Origin of the sequence: Hyalangium sp. (assembly GCF_045802625.1) — a bacterium.
Taxonomy (GTDB): Bacteria; Myxococcota; Myxococcia; order Myxococcales; family Myxococcaceae; genus Hyalangium.
The window spans coordinates 42631-62491 of record NZ_JBJMQP010000113.1 but is presented as its reverse complement, the minus strand read 5'-3'; the positions used below and the strand labels follow the sequence as shown (position 1 = coordinate 62491).

Genomic DNA, 19861 nt, shown 5'->3' with positions numbered 1-19861 from the left:
CGTTCAGCCCCCGCAGGGGGTCCCTCGGCGTGGGGGGACCTCGAGACGGATCGCCACCGTCGTGGTCGCCGCGTGGGTGGCCGTCATCACGCTGGTCCCGGTCCGAGCCGCCCGTGCAACGGATGCCACGCCTCCACCCACCGCTCCAGTGCCAGCCTTGGGAGAGCCACTGGACCGGGAAGCTGTTCGCATCGCGGCGGCGCGCGCCATCGCCCGCACGCTGGCGCTGGTCCCGTCTCGCCGCCTTCCCGAGCCAACGCACCGAGACCAACAACTCTTCCAGCTCGCCGCCGCGCTCAAGGCTCCGGGAGCCGCCGTGGAGAACCCCTGCACCGAGTGGGCGGGGCCCTTCTGCGCACGCACGACGCTCGATCCCTTCTTCTCCGCGCTGGATGACGTTCGCTCGGGGAATGCTTCCTCGCGCGTCACGATCGCTGCTTTCGGCAATTCCCTCATCGCGTCGGATCGCATCGTGGATGTCGTCCGCGAGGATCTGGTCCGCCTGTTCGGCGACGGCGGCCGCGGACTGCTCCTGATCGACAAGCTCGCGGACTACGGCCCCCGGGCTCGCACCGGCAACTCGGGGGAGGGCTGGGAGGTGCACACGGTGGGCGATCTCCAGCCTTCGCCCGCTCCCTTTGGGCTCGCCGGAATCGTCCACATCTCCAAGATGCCGCGGGCCCGCTCGCGCTTCCGTCTCTCGGGAGAGACGAAGGGCACCCTGTTCTGGGTGGACAAGGGCGCAGGCCCCATCGAGCTCCGCATCGACGGCAAGCCCCTGGTGCAGATCTCTCCCCAGAATGATGGCCACGCCCAGAGCACGGACTTCACGCTCCCCCAGGGCGCGGCCTCGCTGGAGCTCATCGCTCACAAGAGCGGCACGGTCATCCAGGGGCTCGTGCTCGACCGGCCGGGCCCGGGCCTGGTGCTCGACACCCTGGGCGTCGCCGCGGCGGACGCCAGCCTCTTCCTCCACGCAGACGAGGAGATGGTCACCGAGCAGCTCCGCTCCCGTGCGCCCAACCTGGTGCTCATCATGCTGGGCGGCAACGAGGTGAAGCGGCTGCAGTGGGGGCGCTCCACCTTCGAGAAGGTCGAGCGGGACTTCCACCGCTTCATCCAGCGCATCAAGCAGGGCGCGCCCGGCTCGGCGTGTCTGATGGTGGGGCCGCTCGACGCGGTGCTGGGACCCGAGGCGCCGAAGCCGTTCCAGCAGCGGGCCGAGCTGCTGGAGGTGATCGAGCTGGAGCTGACCATCTCCCAGCAGGAAGGGTGCGCGTTCTTCGACATGTACACGGCCATGGGTGGCAAGGGCTCGCTGGAGCGCTTCAATGCCCGGGGACTGCTGCATGAAGATCTGGTGCACCCGCGCGGGCAGGGACTCGATGTGTTGGGGGCGATGCTGGCGGACTCGCTCCTGAAGGCCTGGTCCGAGACTCCGCGCGCCGAGCAGCCCTATGCGCTCGCGGAGGCCTGGGCCACGCTGGTGGGGAGCGATCTGCTCCCCCACGAGACCTCGCCCTGGCGAAAGGCCCCACTCGTGACGCTGCTCCCCGGAGACCCCAAGGATCCGCTAACGGGAGGAATCCAGCGGGTGCTCTCGGCGGCGCGAGCCTGGACGCCGCGCTCCGAGGAGGCCCGGTGGCTCGTGCTCGATCCCGGCGCCGCTCACGCGCTGCCTGGCACCATCGCGACGTCGGGACCCGTGAGCCTGCGCTGTGCGTCGCTCGTCTCGTCGAGCGGCACGGCCCCGAGCCAGGAGCCCTGCCTCCCGGTCACCCTCCCGGCCCTGCCCCCGGATCTCCAGGATCCGCTCGACCGCGGGGTGACGCTGGGCGCGTGGCTGCTGGCGGAGCTCGTCCGGCATGACTCGCTCGTCGAGCCTCGGAGCGATCGCTGATGCGGCAACCCAGAGCGGGGGGCCTCCCCGGTGTGCTGCTGGCGCTCGGAGTGGTGCTGTCCACGGCCGTCGCCGCCGCGCCTCGAAGCAAGCACGAGCCCGCGCAGCTTCCTCCCGGCACGGAGTCCTTCCCGCCCCAGATGGTGCGGGCCCTGGAGGCCCGGCTCCACGAGCAGCTCGAAGGCCGGCTGGCCGGCGGGCTCTCGGTGGGCATCGTCAAGGGAGACCTCGCGTGGACGGGAGGCTTCGGCTTCCGCAACGTCGAGCAGCGGCTCCGGGCGACGCCTCGGACGACGTACCGCACCGCCTCCATCACCAAGAGCTTCACCGCCATCTGCGTCCTGCAGCTCGTGGAGGAGGGCAAGGTGTCGCTGGATGATGACATCCGCAAGTGGGTGCCGGAGTTCCCCGCCAAGCCCTGGCCCGTCACGGTGCGGGAGCTGCTCGGCCACCTGGGGGGAGTGAGCCACTACAAGGACCCGGCCAAGGAGAACCGGGTGACGAAGCACATGAGCACCTCCGAGGCACTCGGGCTGTTCAAGGACTGGCCGCTGGTGGCCGAGCCCGGCACCGAGTTCGTCTACAGCTCCTACGGCTTCAACCTGCTCTGGGCGCTCGTGGAGCGGGCTTCGGGGATGCCCTTCGGGCAGTACCTGCAGCAGCGGGTCTTCGGACCCGCCGGGATGGAGCACGCGGCGCTGGACGACTTCCGGACGCGGGATGCGTGGCAGGCCGTGGGCTATCGCCTCACCAGCGGTGGCCTCGCCCACTCCTACCGATTGGATGTCTCGTCGCGCTACGGCGGCGGCGGGGGCCGCGCATCGGTGGTGGATCTGCTCGCGTTCGGGCGCGCGGTGATGGCCAGCACGCTCGTCAAGCCCGAGACCACCCGCATGATGCAGGTGTCGATGGAGACGCGGGACGGCCGGCTCACCGACTACGGGATGGGGTTCGCCACCTATCCGCTGCGAGGCCACTACCTCGTCGCGCACGCGGGCGGACAGCCCGAGACGAGCACCTTCCTGCTGCTCGTGCCCGCCGAGCGCGTGGTGATCGCGCTGGAGACGAACGTCGAGGATCAAGGGGACTTGCTGAAGGACATCTACAGCTCGCTCCTCGAGGTGCTCCTGGAGGGAGGCACCCGCCGGCGCCCGGTCCACGCGACGGATCCGGTGGACGAGGTGCTCCACGAGGGCCTGTTCCGGATCTACTCGTACGGCCGGGCCTGGTACACCTTCCACCAGGCTGGCTACGCCGCTCCTCCCGAGCCCGGCGATCTCCCGAGCGCCTTCGCCGAGGCCTCCAAGCTGCTGTCCCGAGACACGCTCACGGCGGATTCGCGCGCCGCCTTGAAGCAGCTGAAGCAGGCCCACCAACCCCGCGCCGGGCGCCTGTTCATCCGGGTGGGCGTCCAGATGGCGGAGCGGATCGCCTCGGTGTTCGGGCCCGAGGCGCTGGCCGCCTACCCCGCCGAAGGAGCCCTGCCCTTCTTCGAGGACTACCTGCGCGCCTGCGAGAAGGCGCACTGCCCCGAAGAGCTCCGCTTCTCGCCTGCCGTGCGCGCGGACGTCATGAGGCTCGCGGGGCCGTGGCGAAAGGCGAACACGCCGGAGCTGCGCACGGTGTCACTTCGCTCGGTTCCGGATCTGCGTCTGGCGTTGGAGACGCTCGAGCACGCATTCCAGGAGGCGCCGATCCACCCGGACTACTCCGAGGAAGTGCTCGCGCTGGCGAAGTCGCCGAAGACGCCTCCGGAGCAGTCGGCGAAGTTGCTGGAGTGGGCCGTGAAGAACCACCCGGGCTCCATCCCAGCGCTGGCCGCCCGAGCAGAGGCGTTCCTCCAAGCGGGAGATGTCGAGGCGGCGGAGCTGCTCTACCGGCGCGCCTTCGAGCGGCCCACGGGCCCCGAGGCCCTGTCCTCCGAGAAGCTCCTGGCGCGGGCGAAGCGCCTGCCCACGGGGCTCGAGCTGCTGCGCATCGCCGTGAAGCTGCATCCGGGCTCGCCCACCTTGTGGCGGGCCTTGGCGGTCCGCGAGCGTGAGGAAGGCGACACAGAGGCGTCCCAGGCCGCGCTGGAGCGGGAGAAAGGGCTCGCCACGGTGCCGGCGGCCTCCCCTGCTCCGCTCCAAGCCGTCCCGTCCCAGTAGCGCCTACTTCACACGGTGTGCGAGAATGGCGGCTCCGCGGGAGGCCCCATGACGGACGGAAAGTTCGATCTTCAGAAGCTCCAGATCGCATCGCCCTGTTACGAGCGCTGGGACAACATGAAGGGGGACGAGCGGACCCGTCACTGCGCAAGCTGCAAGCTCAACGTCTACAACGTGCGCGAGATGAGCACGGCCGAAGTGGAGAGCCTGGTGCAGCGCACGAACGGCCGGCTGTGCGTCCGGCTCTACCGGCGCTGGGACGGCACGGTGCTCACGCGCGACTGCCCGGTGGGCGTGCGGCGGGCGCGGGTGCGCATGGTGGCGGCCCTGGCCACCGCGGCGTCCTTCGCGATCGTGCTCCTGCTGCCGCTGCTGCTGCGGGTCAGCTCGAAGCAGGCTGCTTCCTTCGAGGAAGGCGCCACGCTCGAGGATCGCGTCGAGTCGCTCCGGTGGAGGGCCTATGAGATCCCCCTCCTCGGCGCGGTGATCTCGAAGATCTACCCGCCTCCGCGCTACACGATGGGGGCCATGGTCGGCCGCCGTTGAGCCACGGGGCGGGCTACTCGTCGCCCTTCTGGCCCACGAACTGATCGTTCTTCTCGCGGAACAGGATGTTGAAGCTCGTCAGCGAGCCGTAGACGCGGGTGATGTAGCTCTGCATCTCCACCTTCTCGGCGTCCGACAGCTTCGGGTGCGCGTTGAGCTTCTGCTCCAGCGTGCGCAGCCTGTCCCGCACCATCACCACCTTGTGGAACAGGTTGTCGATGGGCAGGTCCTTGGCCTGCAGGTCCGTCTTGCCCGGGATGAGCCGCAGCGTGCCGCCCTCCCACTTGCCCGCCAGCGGGGGCGCCTCGGTCTCTCCGGCGGCCTCCCGGAAGATCTCCATCAGCTCTTCGCGCGTCATGTTCAGGTCTCCAAGGTCGACGATCTCGTTCGGATCACTCTTGCGCCGCACCACCGGGGCCACGCTGCGCACCGCCCTGGCGCGAGCGGCCGGCGCGGCCTCTGGAACGCTCACCCCGCCGCGCGGCGTGAACTTGTCACACAGGGGCGCCGAGGGCGGGAACAGCCCGCGCCCCGGGTAGATGCGGCACGGCCCCACCCACCCCCGGTGATCCACCGAGTGCGGGCTCCACATCTTGCAGTTGCCGCAGACCCGCTCCTCGGGCTTGAAGACGGGCAGCGCGGGCGTCGAGTCTTCCGACATCAGCGGTTCTCCTGGGCCACCGGCGGGCCCTTGCGGACGCCCAGCTCGCGCAGGAGCGCGTCCGCGTCCTCCACCTGATCCAGCATCCACAACACATAGCGCACGTCCACGCTGACGTTGCGCGCCACGTCCGGGTTGTAGCCGAAGTCGTTGGCCACATTCTCCCAGACGCGATCGAAGTTCACGCCCACCAGCTCGCCCTTGCCGTTCACCGTGGGGCTGCCCGAGTTGCCACCCGTGGTGTCCGCGTCCGCCAGGAAGTCCACCGGCACGTCCTTCAGCCCTGGATCCACCCACTTCCCGAAGTGCTTCGCCTGCACCGCGGCGAGCAGCTTGTCCGGCACGACGAAGGGCTCGGCGCCCGTGTTCTTGGCCAGCACACCCGCGAGGGTAGTCTGCGGCGTGTAGACGACTCCATCGCGCGGCGCGTAGCCCTGCACCTTGGCAAAAGTGACGCGCAGTGTGCCGTTGGCATCCGGAGCCACGGGCTTGCCCGCGTGGGCCAGCACCGCCCGGCGCCACTCGGGGCGCAGGCGCCTCGAGGCGCCATCCCGGCGGTCCTTCAGCTCGTCCAGCGCGGCCACCTCGGTGGCCAGATCGAGCCCGAAGGCCAGCAGCGGATCCTTGCGCGCCTGGAGCTGGGCCTCGGTCTCAGCGAACATGGCCATCCGCTCGGGGAGCGTGAGCAGCTTCGTGCCCGCGTACAGGGCGTCGATCTTCGCGGCCACCTCCTTGTCCGTGGCCTTGGCGCCGAAGTGCTTGTCCACGGCGGCGATGCGCGCCTCGGGTCCCAGCGCCTGGGCACGCCGCACGAAGGCCTGGAGCAGCCGCTTCTCCGCGGGCAGGAAGAGGTTCTTCTGCTCGCGCTCGAGCTGATCCTTGATCCGGGGGTGCTCGCGATCCATGAAGGCGGGCTCGCGCTCCAGGTCCGGCTTCGCCCGCTCGCGCGCCAGGCGCGACAGCGTCACCGCCATGGAGACGCCGCGCGCACCAGCCCGGAGGTTTCCGAGCAGGAACTCGCGCTCCCACGTCTTGTCCATGTCCTCCACGCGGGAGAGCAGCTCGACGCGCGCACTCAGCGCTGGGGCGAATTCGGGCTTCTTCTCGGCCCAGCGCACCACGGCCTCCTCGGCCTCGCGCTGCTTCTCGATGATGTGCCCACGCTTGAGCCCCGCGAGCTGCCCTTCGGCGTTCTTGTGCCAGTTGTGCAGGCCCTTGAGGATCGAGGCGACGGAGATCTTCCCGGCTGGGTCCTTCTCGCCTTCTTCCTCGAGGATGCGGATGGACTCGCCGACCGCGTCGATGATGCGCGGGTAGTAGCGCGACTGGCTCTTGGCCATCTCGTCCGCCAGCAGGGTGCGGAAGGTGATGCCCGGGTAGCCGAGCACCATCACGAAGTCCCCGGGCTTCACGCCCTGGGTGGCCAGCGGGAAGAAGAACTCCGCCTTGTAGGGCACGTTCTTCTCGCTGTACTGCGCCGCCGAGCCGTCTGGCGCGGTGTACGCCCGGACGATGGCGAAGTCGCCGGTGTGGCGCGGCCACATCCAGTTGTCCTCCTCGCCGCCGAACTCGCCCACCGCGCGAGGCGGCGCATACACGAGCCGCACGTCCGTCAACTCCACCGAGTCCACGAGCACGTACTGGACGCCGCCGTCGAAGGTGGCCACCTGGCAGCGCGTGGCGGGGCGCTTCTCGCACTCGGCGACGAGCTCCTTCTGCTTGTGCTCGATGGCCTTGTAACGCGCCAGGTCATCCGCGCCAGCGGGCACCGCGGCCAGCACGTCCTTGGTCACATCCGTGAAGCTGCGCGGCACCTGGATGCGAGCGCCCTTGCCGGGTAGCTCCGCCTCGCGGCTGGTGGCCAGATAGCCCTGGGTGATCAGATCGCGCTGCGGGGAGCTGTGCTCCTGGATGATGGAGAAGGCGCAGTGGTGGTTGGTGATGACGAGGCCGGTGGAGGAAATGAAGGCCCCAGTGCACCCACCCACGTTCACAGCGCCCGCCAGCAACCCCGTTCCCCGCTTGGGGTCCCACAGCCGCTGGGGAGGAACCTGGAGCCCCTGGGCCTTGAGCCAGGTTGGATTCAGTTCGAGGACCTGTTGAGGGGTCCACTTTCCCTCGCCGGCGAGCGCTGGGGCTGCAACCAGAGCCAGGAGCAGGAGCGTCTTCTTCATGGGGCCTTTCCCTACCCCGTCCGAGGCCCGCAGGCGACCGTTCGTGTGCGGACCGGGCTTTTTCGGCGGAAGATGGTGCGAGCAGGCGTGTTGCCAAGGCTGGAGGAAGACGCGATGCAGACCGCGAGTGGAGCCAGGCTGGACATGGGGCGAGTGCTGCTCCTGCTCGTCTTCCTGGGAGTCGGCTGGTTCTTCTGGGACTCGCCCGTCCTGCGGCCGGTCAAGCTGCTGGTGGTGATGATGCATGAGAGCGGGCATGCGATCGCCTCGCTGATCGTCGGGGGTTCGGTGCAGAGCATCACCCTGCGCTCCGACGAGTCCGGGGCGTGCCTCTCGGCGCTGCCGCCAGGGGTGGTGCGGCAGATCATCGTCTTCTCGGCGGGCTATCTGGGGAGCGCGGTAATGGGGGCGGTGCTGCTGCTGGCGACGTTCCGCTTCCGGCTGCGGCGGGTGGTGCTGGGCGCGGCGTGCGTGTGGCTGGCGGTGATGGGAGTGCTGTACGCGCGGGATTCCTTCACGCTGGCGTTCTGTGTGGGTACCTCGGTGGTGCTGGGGCTGGCGGCGAAGTTCCTGCCGGAGGGCGTGGTGGAGGTGGTGAACCTGTTCCTCGCGGCGTTCACCGCGCTCTACGCGCTGTTCGATTTCCGCAGTGACTTGTGGGACAGCCGGGTGCGCGCGGGCAGCGACGCGGCCCTGCTGGCGGGCCATACGTGGGTACCCGCCATTGTCTGGGCGGGGCTGTGGACGCTGCTGGGCATCTCGCTGCTCGGGTGGGCCGCGTACAAGTCGCTGCACGCGGACAGCCGGCCCACGCAGATGCGCATGCCTCCGCTGACCTCCGCCCGGCGGTCCTGACGCTCCTTCGCCGGGCGGCGAGTCACCGCCGTGCGCGCCTGAGCTGCTCTGAAGGCAGAGCGCCTCACTTCCGCGGGCGCATCCGGTAGGCCACGAACGAGGCCACGTCCGGGAACGCCAAGTACGGGTTGGTGCGGCGCACCTCGCCCATCGCCGCCACCGGCACCTGCCCGTAGTCGTGCCCTGGCCATAGCCGCGTCTTGTCCGGCACCTTCAGCAGCACCTGGCTCAGCGAGCGGTACATGTCCTCCGGACTGCCCCCTCGCAAGTCACACCGCCCGCACCCGTTGATGAAGAGCGTGTCCCCCGACACCAGCGAGTCCCCCGCCAGCAAACAGTGCGAGCCCGGCGTGTGCCCCGGCGTGTGCAGCGCCAGGAAGTTCCTCCCTCCCACCGGGACGACATCCCCTGGCCCCAGCGGCCGCAGCGCATCTCCCGCCAGCTGGCGCAGATCCTCCGAGAACTCCACCTCCTCGCGCTGCGCGTAGACGGGGAGATCGTGGCGCGCCAGCAGCTCCGTCAGCCCGTTGGTGTGGTCCTTGTGACAGTGCGAGACGAACGCCCCCACCAGCTGCTTGCCCTCCTCCGCTACCGCCCGCTCGATGGCCGCCACGTCCCAGGCCGGATCCACCACCAGCACCTCGGGCGAGCCCTCCATCCCCACCAGGTACACGAAGTTGTCCATCGGCCCCAACTTGAGCTGACGGACGTATGGCGTCTGCATGGGTATGTCTCCTCCCCCAGGTTTCCCCCAGGCGCGCCCCTACTCTAATGCGGGTAAGCTCGCCTTGAAGGTGTGAACCGCTTCGCTCTTGAATAGCCCGTCCGCCACGCCCCTGGAGGCCCTTCGTGAAGAGATCGCTGCTGACGCTCGCTTGTACCCTGATTGCCAGCACGAGCGCCGCCGCGCCCCCTCGCTCCACCTTCCGCTACACCGCGCCCAAGGATGAGGAGCGCCCCGTCATCGCCGACGCCCTCATCGCCCCCCAGGGCAGCGACTTCGCCATGCGCCTGCGCTTCGACAAGGAGCCCTGGGGCGAGCAGTGCAAGACGCACTGCGCCAACGCCATCGTCCTGCTCGACACCGACGCCAACACCACCACCGGCATCCAGCTCGGCAAGAACCACCCGGAGACCGGCGCCGACATGGCCGTCATCATCCAGGGCGTCCGCGAGTACAAGGGCACCAGCTCCAGCGCCCAGCTGCGCGTCAAGGTGCGCCAGCTCACCGGCGAGTCCAAGTCCGTGGAGGACGGTGACGCGCTGGCCGATCTCAACAACCACCAGGATCCCGAGCGCATCCAGCTCGACGAGAACACCGTCTACCTGCTCATCGACGCCACCGGCCCCACCCTGCCCTCGGCTCGCAAGGTGCGCGTCATCTACCACCCGCCCGCCGCCAAGCCGCTCCAGGCCACGATCGCCGGCACGCTCAGCGGAGGCTCGAGCTCCGGGGTCCGCATCTTCCGCGGCAGCGGCACCAGCAAGGGCTGGGGGAAGGCCAAGGAAGCCGGCACCCGCCTGGACGCCCCTCCGAAGACCGGCGACAACCACGGCTAGTCGCGCCTCTCCCACACGTTCCGTCCCGATCACCCACCGGCCAGGCAAGCAGCGCGGACATGTTTTCCTCGCCTCGGGAGTTGCTTCTCGTAGCGGAAACACCTGAACGCCTGTATAGATATTCGGATCACGAGAGGCCGCAAACCCTCGAATTCGTTCCCTTTGTCAGTCGGCCATGGTAGGCGGGCCGCCAGACACACACCGCGTCCGGGAGCGTGGAGTGCGCGAGGCGCGCGCCGCGTTCGGGAAACGGATGTCCCTTTGCCTGAACACATGAGCATGCTCGCACAAGCCGATTCCAAGACACGCAAGAAGCAGGGAGCCTCGGGCGACGGAGGCAATGGGGGAGGCACCGCCGCGGCCGGTGGTGGCGGCGGTGGCGACTTCACCGCGGCCCCGCTCGCCGAAGAGGCCCGCCGCCGGTACCTCAACTACGCCCTCTCGGTCATCACCTCGCGCGCCCTGCCGGACGTGCGTGACGGCCTCAAGCCGGTGCAGCGCCGCATCCTCTATGGGATGTACCACGACCACCGGCTCACCCAGGACGCCAAGTACCAGAAGTCGGCCAAGGTGGTCGGCACCATCATGGGCCAGTACCACCCGCACGGCGACACGGCGATCTACGACGCGCTGGTGCGCATGGCGCAGGACTTCTCGCTGCGCTACCCGCTGGTGGACGGCCACGGCAACTTCGGCTCGCTGGACGGCGACGCCGCGGCGGCCATGCGTTACACCGAGTGCCGCATGGCCGGCATCGCCAGCGAGCTGCTGGGCGAGCTGGGCAAGAAGACGGTGGGCTTCCGCCCCAACTACGACGGCACCCTGTTCGAGCCCATTGTCATCCCCGCCCGCGTGCCGCAGCTGCTGATGAACGGCACCACTGGCATCGCGGTGGGCATGGCCACCAACATCCCTCCGCACCACCTGGGCGAGCTGTGCGACGCGCTGGTGATGCTCATCCAGGACAAGGAGGCGACGGTCCGCGACTTGATGAAGTTCATCAAGGGCCCGGACTTCCCCACCGGTGGGCAGATCCTCAACTCCAAGCAGGAGCTGCGGGAGATCTACGAGACGGGCCAGGGCAGCATCCGCATCCGCGGCGAGTACAACACCGAGGAGAACAAGAAGGGCGCCCAGTTCATCATCATCACCTCCATCCCCTACACGGTGAACAAGAGCACCCTGGTGGCCAAGATCGGCGACCTGGTGCGCGAACGGAAGCTGCCGCTGCTGCTGGACGTGCGCGACGAGTCCACCAAGGAGGTGCGCATCGTCCTGGAGATCAAGAAGGAGGCCAGCGCCGAGCTGGTGATGGCGTACCTGTTCAAGCACACGCCGCTGCAGACGACGTTCGGCGTGAACCTCACCTGCCTGGTGCCCACGGAGAACCCGGAGGTGGGCGCGCCCCGCCGGTTGGATCTCAAGACCATCCTCCAGCACTTCCTGGACTTCCGCTTCGACGTCGTCACCAAGCGCTTCCAGCACGAGCTGGCCGAGCTGCAGAAGCGCGTCCACATCCTCGAGGGCTTCGAGAAGGTCTACGACGCGCTCGATGAGATGATCCGCATCATCCGCGCCTCCGAGGGCAAGCAGGACGCGGCCAAGAAGCTGATGGCCCGCTTCAAGCTGGATGAGGTCCAGGTGGACGCCATCCTGGAGATGAAGCTCTACAAGCTGGCCCGGCTGGAGATCCTGGTCGTCCAGGAGGAGCTCAAGGAGAAGCGCGCCGCGATCAAGCGGATCGAAAGCATCCTCAAGGACAAGAAGAAGATCTGGAGCACCGTCAAGGACGAGCTGGATCAGATCAAGGCCGCCTACGCGGACAAGCGCCGCACCCGCATCGGCGGCGCGGGCGCCGAGGAGGTGGAGTTCAACGAGGAGGCCTTCATCGCGGACGAGGACGCCCACGTGGTCCTCACGCGTGACGGCTGGATCAAGCGCGTGAAGGAGGTCAAGGATCCGTCCACCACCCGCCTGCGCGAGGGCGACGCGGTGATGACGGTGCTGGCCGGCAGCCTCAAGGCCAACCTGGTGCTCTTCAGCAACCTGGGCGCCGCCTACGTCACCCGCTTCAATGACGTGCCGGCCTCCACCGGCTACGGCGACCCGGTGCAGAAGCTGTTCAAGTTCGACGACAACGAGCGCATCGTCGGCGCGCTGTCGCTGGACGGGCGGCTTTCCCGGCCCGAGAAGCTCATCGCCGTCACCAGGGACGGCCTGGGCCTGCGCTTCGCGCTCGAGGGCCACACCGAGGTCTCCACCCGCTCCGGCCGCCGCTACGCCAAGACGGGCGAGAAGGACGAGATCATCGGCGTGCAGCCGGTGGGCGAGAAGGATCTGCTCGCGGTGCTCACCGAGAAGACCAACGCCCTGGTCTGCAAGGCCAACGAGGTGAACGAGCTGCAGGGCCCCGGCAAGGGCGTCATGGTCATCAAGGTGGAGGAGACCGACCGCGTGGTGGAGTTCCTCGCGGTGCCGCCGGGCCAGAAGGACAAGGCCATCGAGTTCGAGACGCAGAAGGGCCGCAAGCTGAGCCTGCACCCCGCCAAGTACGAGGTGACAGGCCGCGGCGGCAAGGGCCACGAGATGTCGCGGAAGGATGCGGTCAAGGAGGTGGCTCGGCCCGTCACCTTCATCCCGCTGCCCGAGCAGAAGAAGGAGTAGTCGAGGGACGCCATGGCGACGAAGAAGGAAACGTACACAGGTGCAGACATCCAGGTCCTCGAGGGCCTGGAGCCGGTGCGCAAGCGCCCGGCCATGTACATCGGAGGCACCGACAGCACGGGCTATCACCACCTGCTGTGGGAGATCCTCGACAACTCGGTGGACGAGGTCATCAACGGCTACGCCACCACCGTGGAAGTCACCCTCCACAAGGATGGGCGCACCATCACCGTGGTGGACAACGGGCGCGGCATCCCCGTGGACATCATGCCGAAGTACAAGAAGCCCGCGGTGGAGGTCATCCTCACCACGCTACACTCGGGCGGTAAGTTCGAGCAGGGCAACTACATCCACTCGGGCGGTCTGCACGGCGTGGGCAGCTCGGTGGTCAACGCCCTGTCGCGCAAGATGATCGTCGAGATCAAGCGCGATCAGAAGAAGCACGTGCAGACGTACGGGCGCGGCAAGCCCGCCAGCCCCCTGCGCGTGGAGGGCCCCGCCCGCGGCACCGGCACCTCCACCACCTTCGAGCCGGATCCGGAGATCTTCGGCGAGAAGCAGAAGTTCGACGCCGAGCTCATCCGCGAGCGCCTGGAGGCCAAGAGCTACCTCCACAAGGGCATGACGGTCGTCTGGAAGGACGACACCGCCCATCCGCACGTCCACATCACCTACAAGCACGACGGCGGCATCGCCGAGTACCTCAACAAGTGGGTGGCCGAGCGCGCCAAGCCCGTGGTGCCCGCCGGGAGCACCGGCTTCTACCACTCGCGTGACAACGGGGTGCGCCTGGAGGCCGCCCTGGTGTGGACCGAGGCCACGGACGAGAACATCCGCTCCTACGTCAACGGCATCCCCACCGCGCAGGGCGGCACGCACGAGGCGGGCCTGCGCGGCGCGGTGGTCAAGGCCGTGCGCAACTACATCGAGACGCATGAGCTGACGCCCAAGGGGGTCACCCTCACCGCGGAGGACATCCGCGAGGGCCTGACGGCCATCCTCTCCGTCTACGTGGTGGAGCCCCAGTTCCAGGGCCAGACCAAGGGCCGCCTCAACAACCCGGAAGTCACCGCCCAGGTGGACGGCGTGCTGCGCCCCGCGCTGGAGAAGTGGCTCAACGACAACAAGACCATCGCCGAGGCGGTGGTGGCTCGCATCATCCTCGCCGCCCGCGCCCGAGAGGCCAGCCGCGCCGCCTCCGCGGCCGTGAGCCGCAAGACGGCCGTCAGCCACCGGCTCAACCTCCCCGGCAAGCTCGCCGACTGCTCCTCCACGGATCCGGGCACCAGCGAGCTGTTCATCGTCGAGGGTGACTCGGCAGGTGGCAGCGCCAAGCAGGGCCGCGACAGGCGCACCCAGGCCATCCTCCCGCTGCGCGGCAAGGTGCTCAACGCCGAGCAGGCCTCCACCGACAAGGTGGCCGGCAACAAGGAGCTGCAGGACATCGTCAGCGCGCTGGGCTGCGGCATCGGCTCGGACTTCGACATCTCCAAGCTGCGCTACGGCCGCGTCTTCCTGATGATGGACGCCGACAGCGACGGTCACCACATCGCCACCCTGCTGCTCACCTTCTTCTACCGGCACCTGCGCCCGCTGATCGAGAGCGGCGCCGTCTACATCGCCCAGCCGCCGCTCTACAAAGTCGAGCTCGGCAAGGAGACGTACTGGGCGCTGGATGAGGCGGACCGCGACCGCATCATCAAGGAGAAGACCAAGGGCAACGCCAAGCCCAACATCATGCGCTTCAAGGGACTGGGCGAGATGACCGCCGACGAGCTGAAGACCACCACGCTCGATCCCAAGAACCGCAAGAGCCTCCGGGTGACCATCGACAACGCCCTGGAGACCGACCGGGTCATCAATGACCTGCTCGGCAAGGACGTGAGCGCGCGCTTCAAGTTCATCATGGATCGCGCCGGAGACGTCCAGGAGCTCGACGTCTGATCCGTTCCGGAGCGGGAGCCGGATCCCCTCCGGCTCCTCTCCGTCATCGGGAGGATGCTCTTCCGGCAGCCGGGAATGGTGTCCCGGGGGCAGGCTCGGGTAGCATCCGCCGCTGTGTCTACCGCACGCCTGCTCCTCGTCCTTGCGCTGGCCCTGAGTCTCAGCGCTGAAGCCTCCTCGTCCTCGCGCCGCTCCAAGAAGAAGCCGGGCCCCGCCGTCACCAAGCCCGCGCCCGCTCCGGAGCCCACGCCCGAGACCGAGCCTACCGCCACGACGCCGGAGCCCGCCGCCAAGCCGGAGCCCGCCGCCCAGGCTCCCGCGCCGAAGAAGCTCGAGGACGGGACCGTGGTGCTGGCCATCGCTCGCAGCAGCAACGCCGAGCCGGCCGCCGCCCAGATTCAGGAAGAGCTGACGCGCCGGCTGGGCAACCAGCCCGACGTGCAGCTCGTGGATCTGGCCGCCGCCTTCCCGCCGCCCGCGCCCGCCTCGCTCAAGGAGGCCGACGCGCTCTACGAGCAGGGCAAGACGGCCTACGACAACCTGGATCCGGACACCGCCGCCGCGAAGTTCAGCGCCGCCGCGGAGGCCTACGAGAAGCACCCCGGAGACATGAAGCCGCAGCGGCTCTCGAAGACCTTCGTCTACCTGGGCGCCTGCCAGTTCCTCAATGGCGACAAGCAGGGCGCGAAGGCGTCCTTCCTCCGCGCGCTGGCCGCGGATCCGAGCGCGCAGCCGGACACCAACCTGTTCGGCTCGGACGTGCAGACGTCCTTCACCGACGCGCAGCAGGAGTTCAACGCGCAGAAGCCGGGCACGCTCGTCATCGACTCGAAGCCCTCGGGCGCCCGGGTGACGGTGCGCGGCGAGGATGTGGGCGTCACCCCGCTCAAGGGCGTGGAGGTCCACCCCGGCCGCCAGCCCGTGGTCATCTCCCTGCCCGGCTACGTGCCCTATGCCTCCTATCCCCAGGTGGCCTCCGGCAAGGCCTCCGAGCTGAAGCCCCAGCTCGAGATGCTGCCCGCCCTGGCCGAGCTGCACACCGCCGCCACCCGCGCCACCTCCGAGAAGGCCTTTGACTCGAAGACCCTGCCTCCCGACGTGGCCACCCTCGCGGACAAGGTGGGCGCGCGCTACGTGGTGCTCGCCGCGGTGCAGCAGAAGAAGACCAACCCCGCCGAGGCCGAGCTGCAGGTGTGGGATGTGCGCACGAAGAACCGGCTGCGCGGCGTGGACCTGGAGATGAAGGCCCGGGAGGGCGAGTCCAGCATGGCGGGCGTGGCGGACCGGGTGCACGGCTTCCTGACGGGCAAGCTGGTAGCGGAGCCCTCCACTCCCTTGAACCTGCCCCCAGTAGTCAAGAAGCCCTGGTTCTGGGCGGCGGTGGTGGGAGGCGCGGCGGTCGTCACGGGTGGTATCCTCTACGCGACTCAGGATCACCGAGGCGGGCCGGTAGGTCCCATCTCCGGCCTTCCTGGGCTGGGCTTCTAGCGGCGGATTGAATGACTGTCCGCGCGCTCGCGTCCGGCAGCTATCGAGGTCTCCGCATGAAAGCCCTGGTGCTCGCACTCCTCCCCGCTGTTGCCCTGGCCGCCCCGCCGCCGACGGCCCGGCGCATCAGCGCACTGCTCATCCCCATGGATCAGGGGGCTGAAGGCAATACCGTGAAGCTCGAGACGTATATGAACGAGGCGCTCGAGCAGTTCTCCGGCTTCACCGTGAAGAAGCCCGAGGATCTCTTCGGCATGCCCGCGGATGACGAGGCCCAGGCCTCGCTCAAGCGCGGCGGCAAGGGGCTCGAGGAGAGCCTGGCGGCCTACGAGGCCCGCGACTACGAGGATGCGGAGCGCAAGCTGCGCGCCACCCTCAAGGAGCTGCAGGGCGCCGCCGGGGCGATGAAGGCCTGCGCCGAGCTGTGCGAGGCCACCGCCCTGTACGCCGCCGTGCTGTACCAGCGCGGGGACTCGGACGAGGCCAAGCTCAACCTGATTGACTTGATGGCGCTCAGCCCCACCTTCGAGCTGAACCCCAAGCGCTACAGCAAGGACTTCATCGCCCTGCGCGCCAATGTGGCCACCAGCCGCAGCTCGGCGCTGCGCGGCAGCGCGACGGTGAAGTCCCGGCCCGCCGGCGCTCGCGTCTACGTGGACGGCGAGTTCCAGGGCTACACGCCGATGACGGTGGGACCAATGCAGGTGGGCAAGCACCTGCTGCGGCTGGATCGGCCCGGCTTCCGCCAGCACGGCGAGCTGATGGAGATCACCCCGGACGACGTGGAGGTCAACGCCGAGCTCACCCCCACCTCCAACTATAAGAAATACGACGCGCAGCTGGACAAGGTGTCCGCCGAGATCATCAAGACGGAGACGAGCCCCTCCGCGGTGGCCATGGGCAAGGCGCTGTCGATCGACCGGGGCCTGCTGGGCACGGTGAAGGATCTGGGCCCCAACGGTACGGAGCTGGTGGTGGGCTTCTTCGATCTGCAGAGCGGCAAGAAGCTGGCGAACCGCCGCGTGGTGCTCCAGGGCGACGAGTACGGCCAGGCGAAGTCGGAGATGATCCGGCTGGTGAATTATCTGGTCAACAACGGTCTGGGCGGCGGGGAGAAGAAGGTGAAGGCCTCGGACCCGCTGGAGAACCGGCACGGCATGGAGGAGTGGAACTCCGACGACCAGGGCGGCCGGCGCCAGGTGACCGAGAAGAAGATCAAGGGCGATCCGCTGGACACAGTGAACGGTACTGAAGACTGGTGACGCGCGGCGCTTGTCCGCCAGGGGCGGGAGCGGCCTAGAGTCGGCGGCGTATGCGCCTTCCGGCTCTGCTCCTGCTGCTTCCCTGTCTCGCCCTCGCCCAGACCAACGCCATCGTCCGGCCGCTGGTGGGCTCACGCGGGGTGACGCTGCCCCCGGAGTCCACCGCGATCGTGGATGAGGTCACGGCCCTGTCCCTCAGCCCGGGCAGCCTGCGCTTCGTGGACGCTCCGGAGCTGTTCTTCCTCCACGAGCGCAACCGCCTCGAGGACCAGGTGGGCACCGGCCTGTTCGCCGGCACCAGCCTGCTGGGGGCGGTGGGGCTCGGCTTCGGCCTGGAGTGGATCAACAACCACGACGTGCCGGACTACCGCCGCACCTCGCTCGGCTTCTCGCTGGGCACGGACACGCTGGCGCTGGGAGCCACGTACCACGCGTTCGGCTCGTCGGATGCGTCCATCGAGAAGCTGTCGAGCTGGGACATCGGCCTGTCGGCGCGGCCCTGGCGCGAGTTCTCCTACAGCGTGGTGGCGCGGGACATCAACCAGCCGGAGCAAGGCGAGTACCAGCTCACCCGCAGCTTCGACGTGGGCATCGGCCTGCGGCCCTTCGACGAGCGGTACACCCTGGGAGTGGACTACCAGCTCCGCTCGGGCGGCCTGGACAAGGGCAGCCTCAACTACGCGCTGAAGGCGGAGGTGTGGCCGGGGCTGCGGCTGAGCGCGGGGCTCTCGCACGGCCTGAGCCCGGGGCAGGCGGTGGCGTTCCAGCTCGCCGCCACGGTGGACACCGCGCACTTCGGCTTCACCTACGCGGGGGGTGGCACGCACGACGGGGCGGATCACGTGCTCGCGGTGCGGCTGTCGAGCGACACCTACCGCGCCCTGGGGCTGTCCTCGGGCGTGGTGACGATGTTGGATCTCAACGATCGGCTCGCCCATGGGATCAACCCCGCGTTCGCCCTGTTCGGCGCCAGCGGGCCGGACCCGTACCTGGAGCTGATGCGCTTCCTGGAGCTGGCCACGAAGGATCCCCAGCTGCGCGGCGTGGTGCTGAAGATGGAGGGGCTGGATGGCGTGAGCTGGGGCCGCGCCGAGGAGCTGCGCCAGGCCGTGCTGCGCCTGCGCGGCGTGGGCAAGAAGGTGATGGCGGTGATGCTCTCGTGCGATGACAAGGACTACCTGGTGGCCTCGGGCGCGGATCAGATCTACGTGCTGCCGTCGTCCTCGCTGGTCATCAACGGCCTGTCGGCGAGCGTCATCAGCATCGGCGGGACGATGGAGAAGCTGGGCGTCACCTGGGACGTGGCCCGGGTGGGCGAGTACAAGACGGCGCCCGAGCAGCTCACTCGCAAGGAGATGAGCGCCGCGGAGCGGGAGACCGTGAACGCCTACCTGGACACCGAGGTGGCCTGGTACGAGGAGGCGGTGACTCGCGGGCGCAAGCTGCCCCCGGGGCGCCTGCGCGAGGCGTGGGCCGTGGGGCTGATTCCGGCTCGGAAGGCCCTGGAGCTGGGGCTCGTGGACGGCATCCTCCAGAGCCAGGAGGACCTGGAGAAGCAGGTCCGCAAGCTGGCCCCCGAGGCGCGCTACTCGCCGGACTACTCGCCGCGCGGCGAGCGGGAGACACGCTGGGGCCGCCGCCGCCGCATCGCCATCGTCCCGGTGCTGGGCACCATCGCCGGAGGCAAGAGCCGCGAGGATCCGCTCGGCGCCGCGCACATCGCCGGCGCGGAGACGGTGGTGCTCGCGCTGCAGCGGGCGCAGGAGGATCCGTCCGTGGTGGCCATCGTGCTGCGCGTGGACTCGGGCGGAGGGGACGTGCTCGCCTCGGATCTGATGTACCGGGCGGTGCTGGAGGCCAAGAAGCACAAGCCCGTCATCGCGTCCATGGGAGACGTGGCGGCCTCCGGTGGCTACTACGTGTCCGTGGCCGCGGATGAGATCTACGCCAACCCGACCACCATCACCGGCAGCATTGGCGTCTTCTACCTCAAGCCCGCGCTGCAGGGCCTGCTGCGGGACAAGCTGGGGGTCAACCAGGAGAACCTCCCGCGCGCTCCGCTGGCGGACCTGCTGGACCCGTGGCGCCCGTGGACGCCCGAGGAGCAGAACGCGGTGCAGTCCTGGGTGAACTCCACCTACGACGACTTCATCAGCTACGTGGGCGCGGCGCGGAAGATGGAGAAGGCGAAGGTGGACGCCATCGCCCGCGGGCGGGTGTGGTCCGGCAAGGACGCCCTGGCGCGCGGGCTGGTGGACAAGCTGGGGGGCTTCGTGGAGGCCGTGGAGGCGGCTCGGACCCGGGCCAAGGTGGAGCCCGGCGAGGAGGTGGACCTGGAGGTCTACGGCGAGCCGAGGGGGTTGCTCTCCTCCATGGGCGGGGAGCCGAGCGTGATGAGCCGGCTGCTCCCGCCGGCCCCGCCTGCCCTCCTCCCGGGGGTGCGGGCGCTCGTGAAGGAGACAGGGCTCACCTCGGAGGCGCTGGAGCCGGGGCTCAAGGCGGCCCTGCCCTTCACCCTGAAGGTGGAGTGAGTCGGCTGAAGGACACGGGGTGCGAAATTCTCCAAGCCCCCCGTGGGTCTCTGCTAATGTGAGTATTGCTCTCTGGTCGGCTCTCGGGCCGCCGGGGGGCTCCAGGGACCGGCGGTTTCGGTCTTCGAG

At 68.9% G+C, this 19861-nt stretch carries 13 protein-coding genes; 10 read left to right on the top strand and 3 right to left on the bottom strand.

Features of this window, described 5'->3' with window-relative positions; genetic code table 11:
* Positions 1-148: 148 nt before the first annotated feature.
* The 3 genes from ACJ8AT_RS20930 to ACJ8AT_RS20920 are packed head-to-tail and all read left to right on the top strand — an operon-like array spanning position 149 to position 4593.
* Positions 149-1900, top strand: coding sequence for a GDSL-type esterase/lipase family protein (locus tag ACJ8AT_RS20930; RefSeq protein WP_407739586.1), 1752 nt, complete (start codon positions 149-151; stop codon positions 1898-1900).
* Positions 1900-4047 carry a serine hydrolase gene (locus ACJ8AT_RS20925; protein WP_407739548.1) on the top strand — a complete coding sequence of 716 codons (2148 nt, stop codon included), beginning with the start codon at positions 1900-1902 and terminating at the stop codon, positions 4045-4047. Before ACJ8AT_RS20930 ends, ACJ8AT_RS20925 begins: the two co-directional genes overlap by 1 nt.
* 48 nt (positions 4048-4095) lie before the next feature.
* Positions 4096-4593 (top strand): hypothetical protein, encoded by a 498-nt coding sequence (locus ACJ8AT_RS20920; RefSeq protein ID WP_407739547.1) that lies wholly within the window; start codon positions 4096-4098, stop codon positions 4591-4593.
* Positions 4594-4606: 13 nt separating this feature from the next.
* Here ACJ8AT_RS20920 and ACJ8AT_RS20915 read toward each other — a convergent pair whose 3' ends face one another.
* On the bottom strand, positions 4607-5254 hold the full coding sequence (locus ACJ8AT_RS20915) for a hypothetical protein (protein WP_407739546.1): 648 nt from the start codon (positions 5252-5254) through the stop codon (positions 4607-4609).
* Positions 5254-7428: a S46 family peptidase gene (locus ACJ8AT_RS20910; RefSeq protein ID WP_407739545.1), complete on the bottom strand. Its 2175-nt coding sequence runs from the start codon at positions 7426-7428 to the stop codon at positions 5254-5256. The genes ACJ8AT_RS20915 and ACJ8AT_RS20910 overlap by 1 nt, the downstream gene beginning before the upstream one ends.
* A 114-nt stretch (positions 7429-7542) precedes the next feature.
* Between ACJ8AT_RS20910 and ACJ8AT_RS20905 the strand changes: the two genes are divergently transcribed.
* The gene (locus ACJ8AT_RS20905) at positions 7543-8283 is read left to right on the top strand and encodes a M50 family metallopeptidase (protein WP_407739544.1); all 741 of its coding nucleotides are present in this window, start codon (positions 7543-7545) and stop codon (positions 8281-8283) included.
* A gap of 64 nt (positions 8284-8347) precedes the next feature.
* On the opposite strand, the gene ACJ8AT_RS20900 is transcribed toward ACJ8AT_RS20905, so the two are convergent.
* On the bottom strand, positions 8348-9007 hold the full coding sequence (locus ACJ8AT_RS20900) for an MBL fold metallo-hydrolase (RefSeq protein ID WP_407739543.1): 660 nt from the start codon (positions 9005-9007) through the stop codon (positions 8348-8350).
* A gap of 125 nt (positions 9008-9132) precedes the next feature.
* Between ACJ8AT_RS20900 and ACJ8AT_RS20895 the strand changes: the two genes are divergently transcribed.
* From ACJ8AT_RS20895 to sppA, 6 genes are all read left to right on the top strand, one after another.
* Positions 9133-9843, top strand: coding sequence for a hypothetical protein (locus ACJ8AT_RS20895; protein ID WP_407739542.1), 711 nt, complete (start codon positions 9133-9135; stop codon positions 9841-9843).
* 279 nt (positions 9844-10122) lie between these two features.
* Positions 10123-12507 (top strand): DNA topoisomerase (ATP-hydrolyzing) subunit A, encoded by a 2385-nt coding sequence (locus tag ACJ8AT_RS20890; protein WP_407739585.1) that lies wholly within the window; start codon positions 10123-10125, stop codon positions 12505-12507.
* 12 nt (positions 12508-12519) lie between these two features.
* Positions 12520-14451: a type IIA DNA topoisomerase subunit B gene (locus ACJ8AT_RS20885; protein ID WP_407739541.1), complete on the top strand. Its 1932-nt coding sequence runs from the start codon at positions 12520-12522 to the stop codon at positions 14449-14451.
* Positions 14452-14565: 114 nt separating this feature from the next.
* On the top strand, positions 14566-15939 hold the full coding sequence (locus ACJ8AT_RS20880; protein WP_407739540.1) for a PEGA domain-containing protein: 1374 nt from the start codon (positions 14566-14568) through the stop codon (positions 15937-15939).
* Positions 15940-15995: 56 nt separating this feature from the next.
* Entirely contained in the window at positions 15996-17201 is a 1206-nt protein-coding gene (locus ACJ8AT_RS20875; protein WP_407739539.1) for a PEGA domain-containing protein, read from the top strand.
* A gap of 50 nt (positions 17202-17251) precedes the next feature.
* Positions 17252-19732, top strand: a complete 2481-nt coding sequence (gene sppA, locus ACJ8AT_RS20870) for a signal peptide peptidase SppA (RefSeq protein WP_407739538.1) — start codon at positions 17252-17254, stop codon at positions 19730-19732.
* Positions 19733-19861 lie beyond the last annotated feature (129 nt).

Bases quoted from the DNA above. Each gene is read 5' to 3' on its own strand.
- ACJ8AT_RS20900 (WP_407739543.1), bottom strand. From the start codon at position 9,007: ATGCAGACGCCATACGTCCGTCAGCTCAAGTTGGGGCCGATGGACAAC.
- sppA (WP_407739538.1), top strand. From the start codon at position 17,252: ATGCGCCTTCCGGCTCTGCTCCTGCTGCTTCCCTGTCTCGCCCTCGCC.
- ACJ8AT_RS20925 (WP_407739548.1), top strand. From the start codon at position 1,900: ATGCGGCAACCCAGAGCGGGGGGCCTCCCCGGTGTGCTGCTGGCGCTC.
- ACJ8AT_RS20920 (WP_407739547.1), top strand. From the start codon at position 4,096: ATGACGGACGGAAAGTTCGATCTTCAGAAGCTCCAGATCGCATCGCCC.
- ACJ8AT_RS20915 (WP_407739546.1), bottom strand. From the start codon at position 5,254: ATGTCGGAAGACTCGACGCCCGCGCTGCCCGTCTTCAAGCCCGAGGAG.
- ACJ8AT_RS20885 (WP_407739541.1), top strand. From the start codon at position 12,520: ATGGCGACGAAGAAGGAAACGTACACAGGTGCAGACATCCAGGTCCTC.
- ACJ8AT_RS20875 (WP_407739539.1), top strand. From the start codon at position 15,996: ATGAAAGCCCTGGTGCTCGCACTCCTCCCCGCTGTTGCCCTGGCCGCC.
- ACJ8AT_RS20910 (WP_407739545.1), bottom strand. From the start codon at position 7,428: ATGAAGAAGACGCTCCTGCTCCTGGCTCTGGTTGCAGCCCCAGCGCTC.
- ACJ8AT_RS20890 (WP_407739585.1), top strand. From the start codon at position 10,123: ATGCTCGCACAAGCCGATTCCAAGACACGCAAGAAGCAGGGAGCCTCG.
- ACJ8AT_RS20905 (WP_407739544.1), top strand. From the start codon at position 7,543: ATGCAGACCGCGAGTGGAGCCAGGCTGGACATGGGGCGAGTGCTGCTC.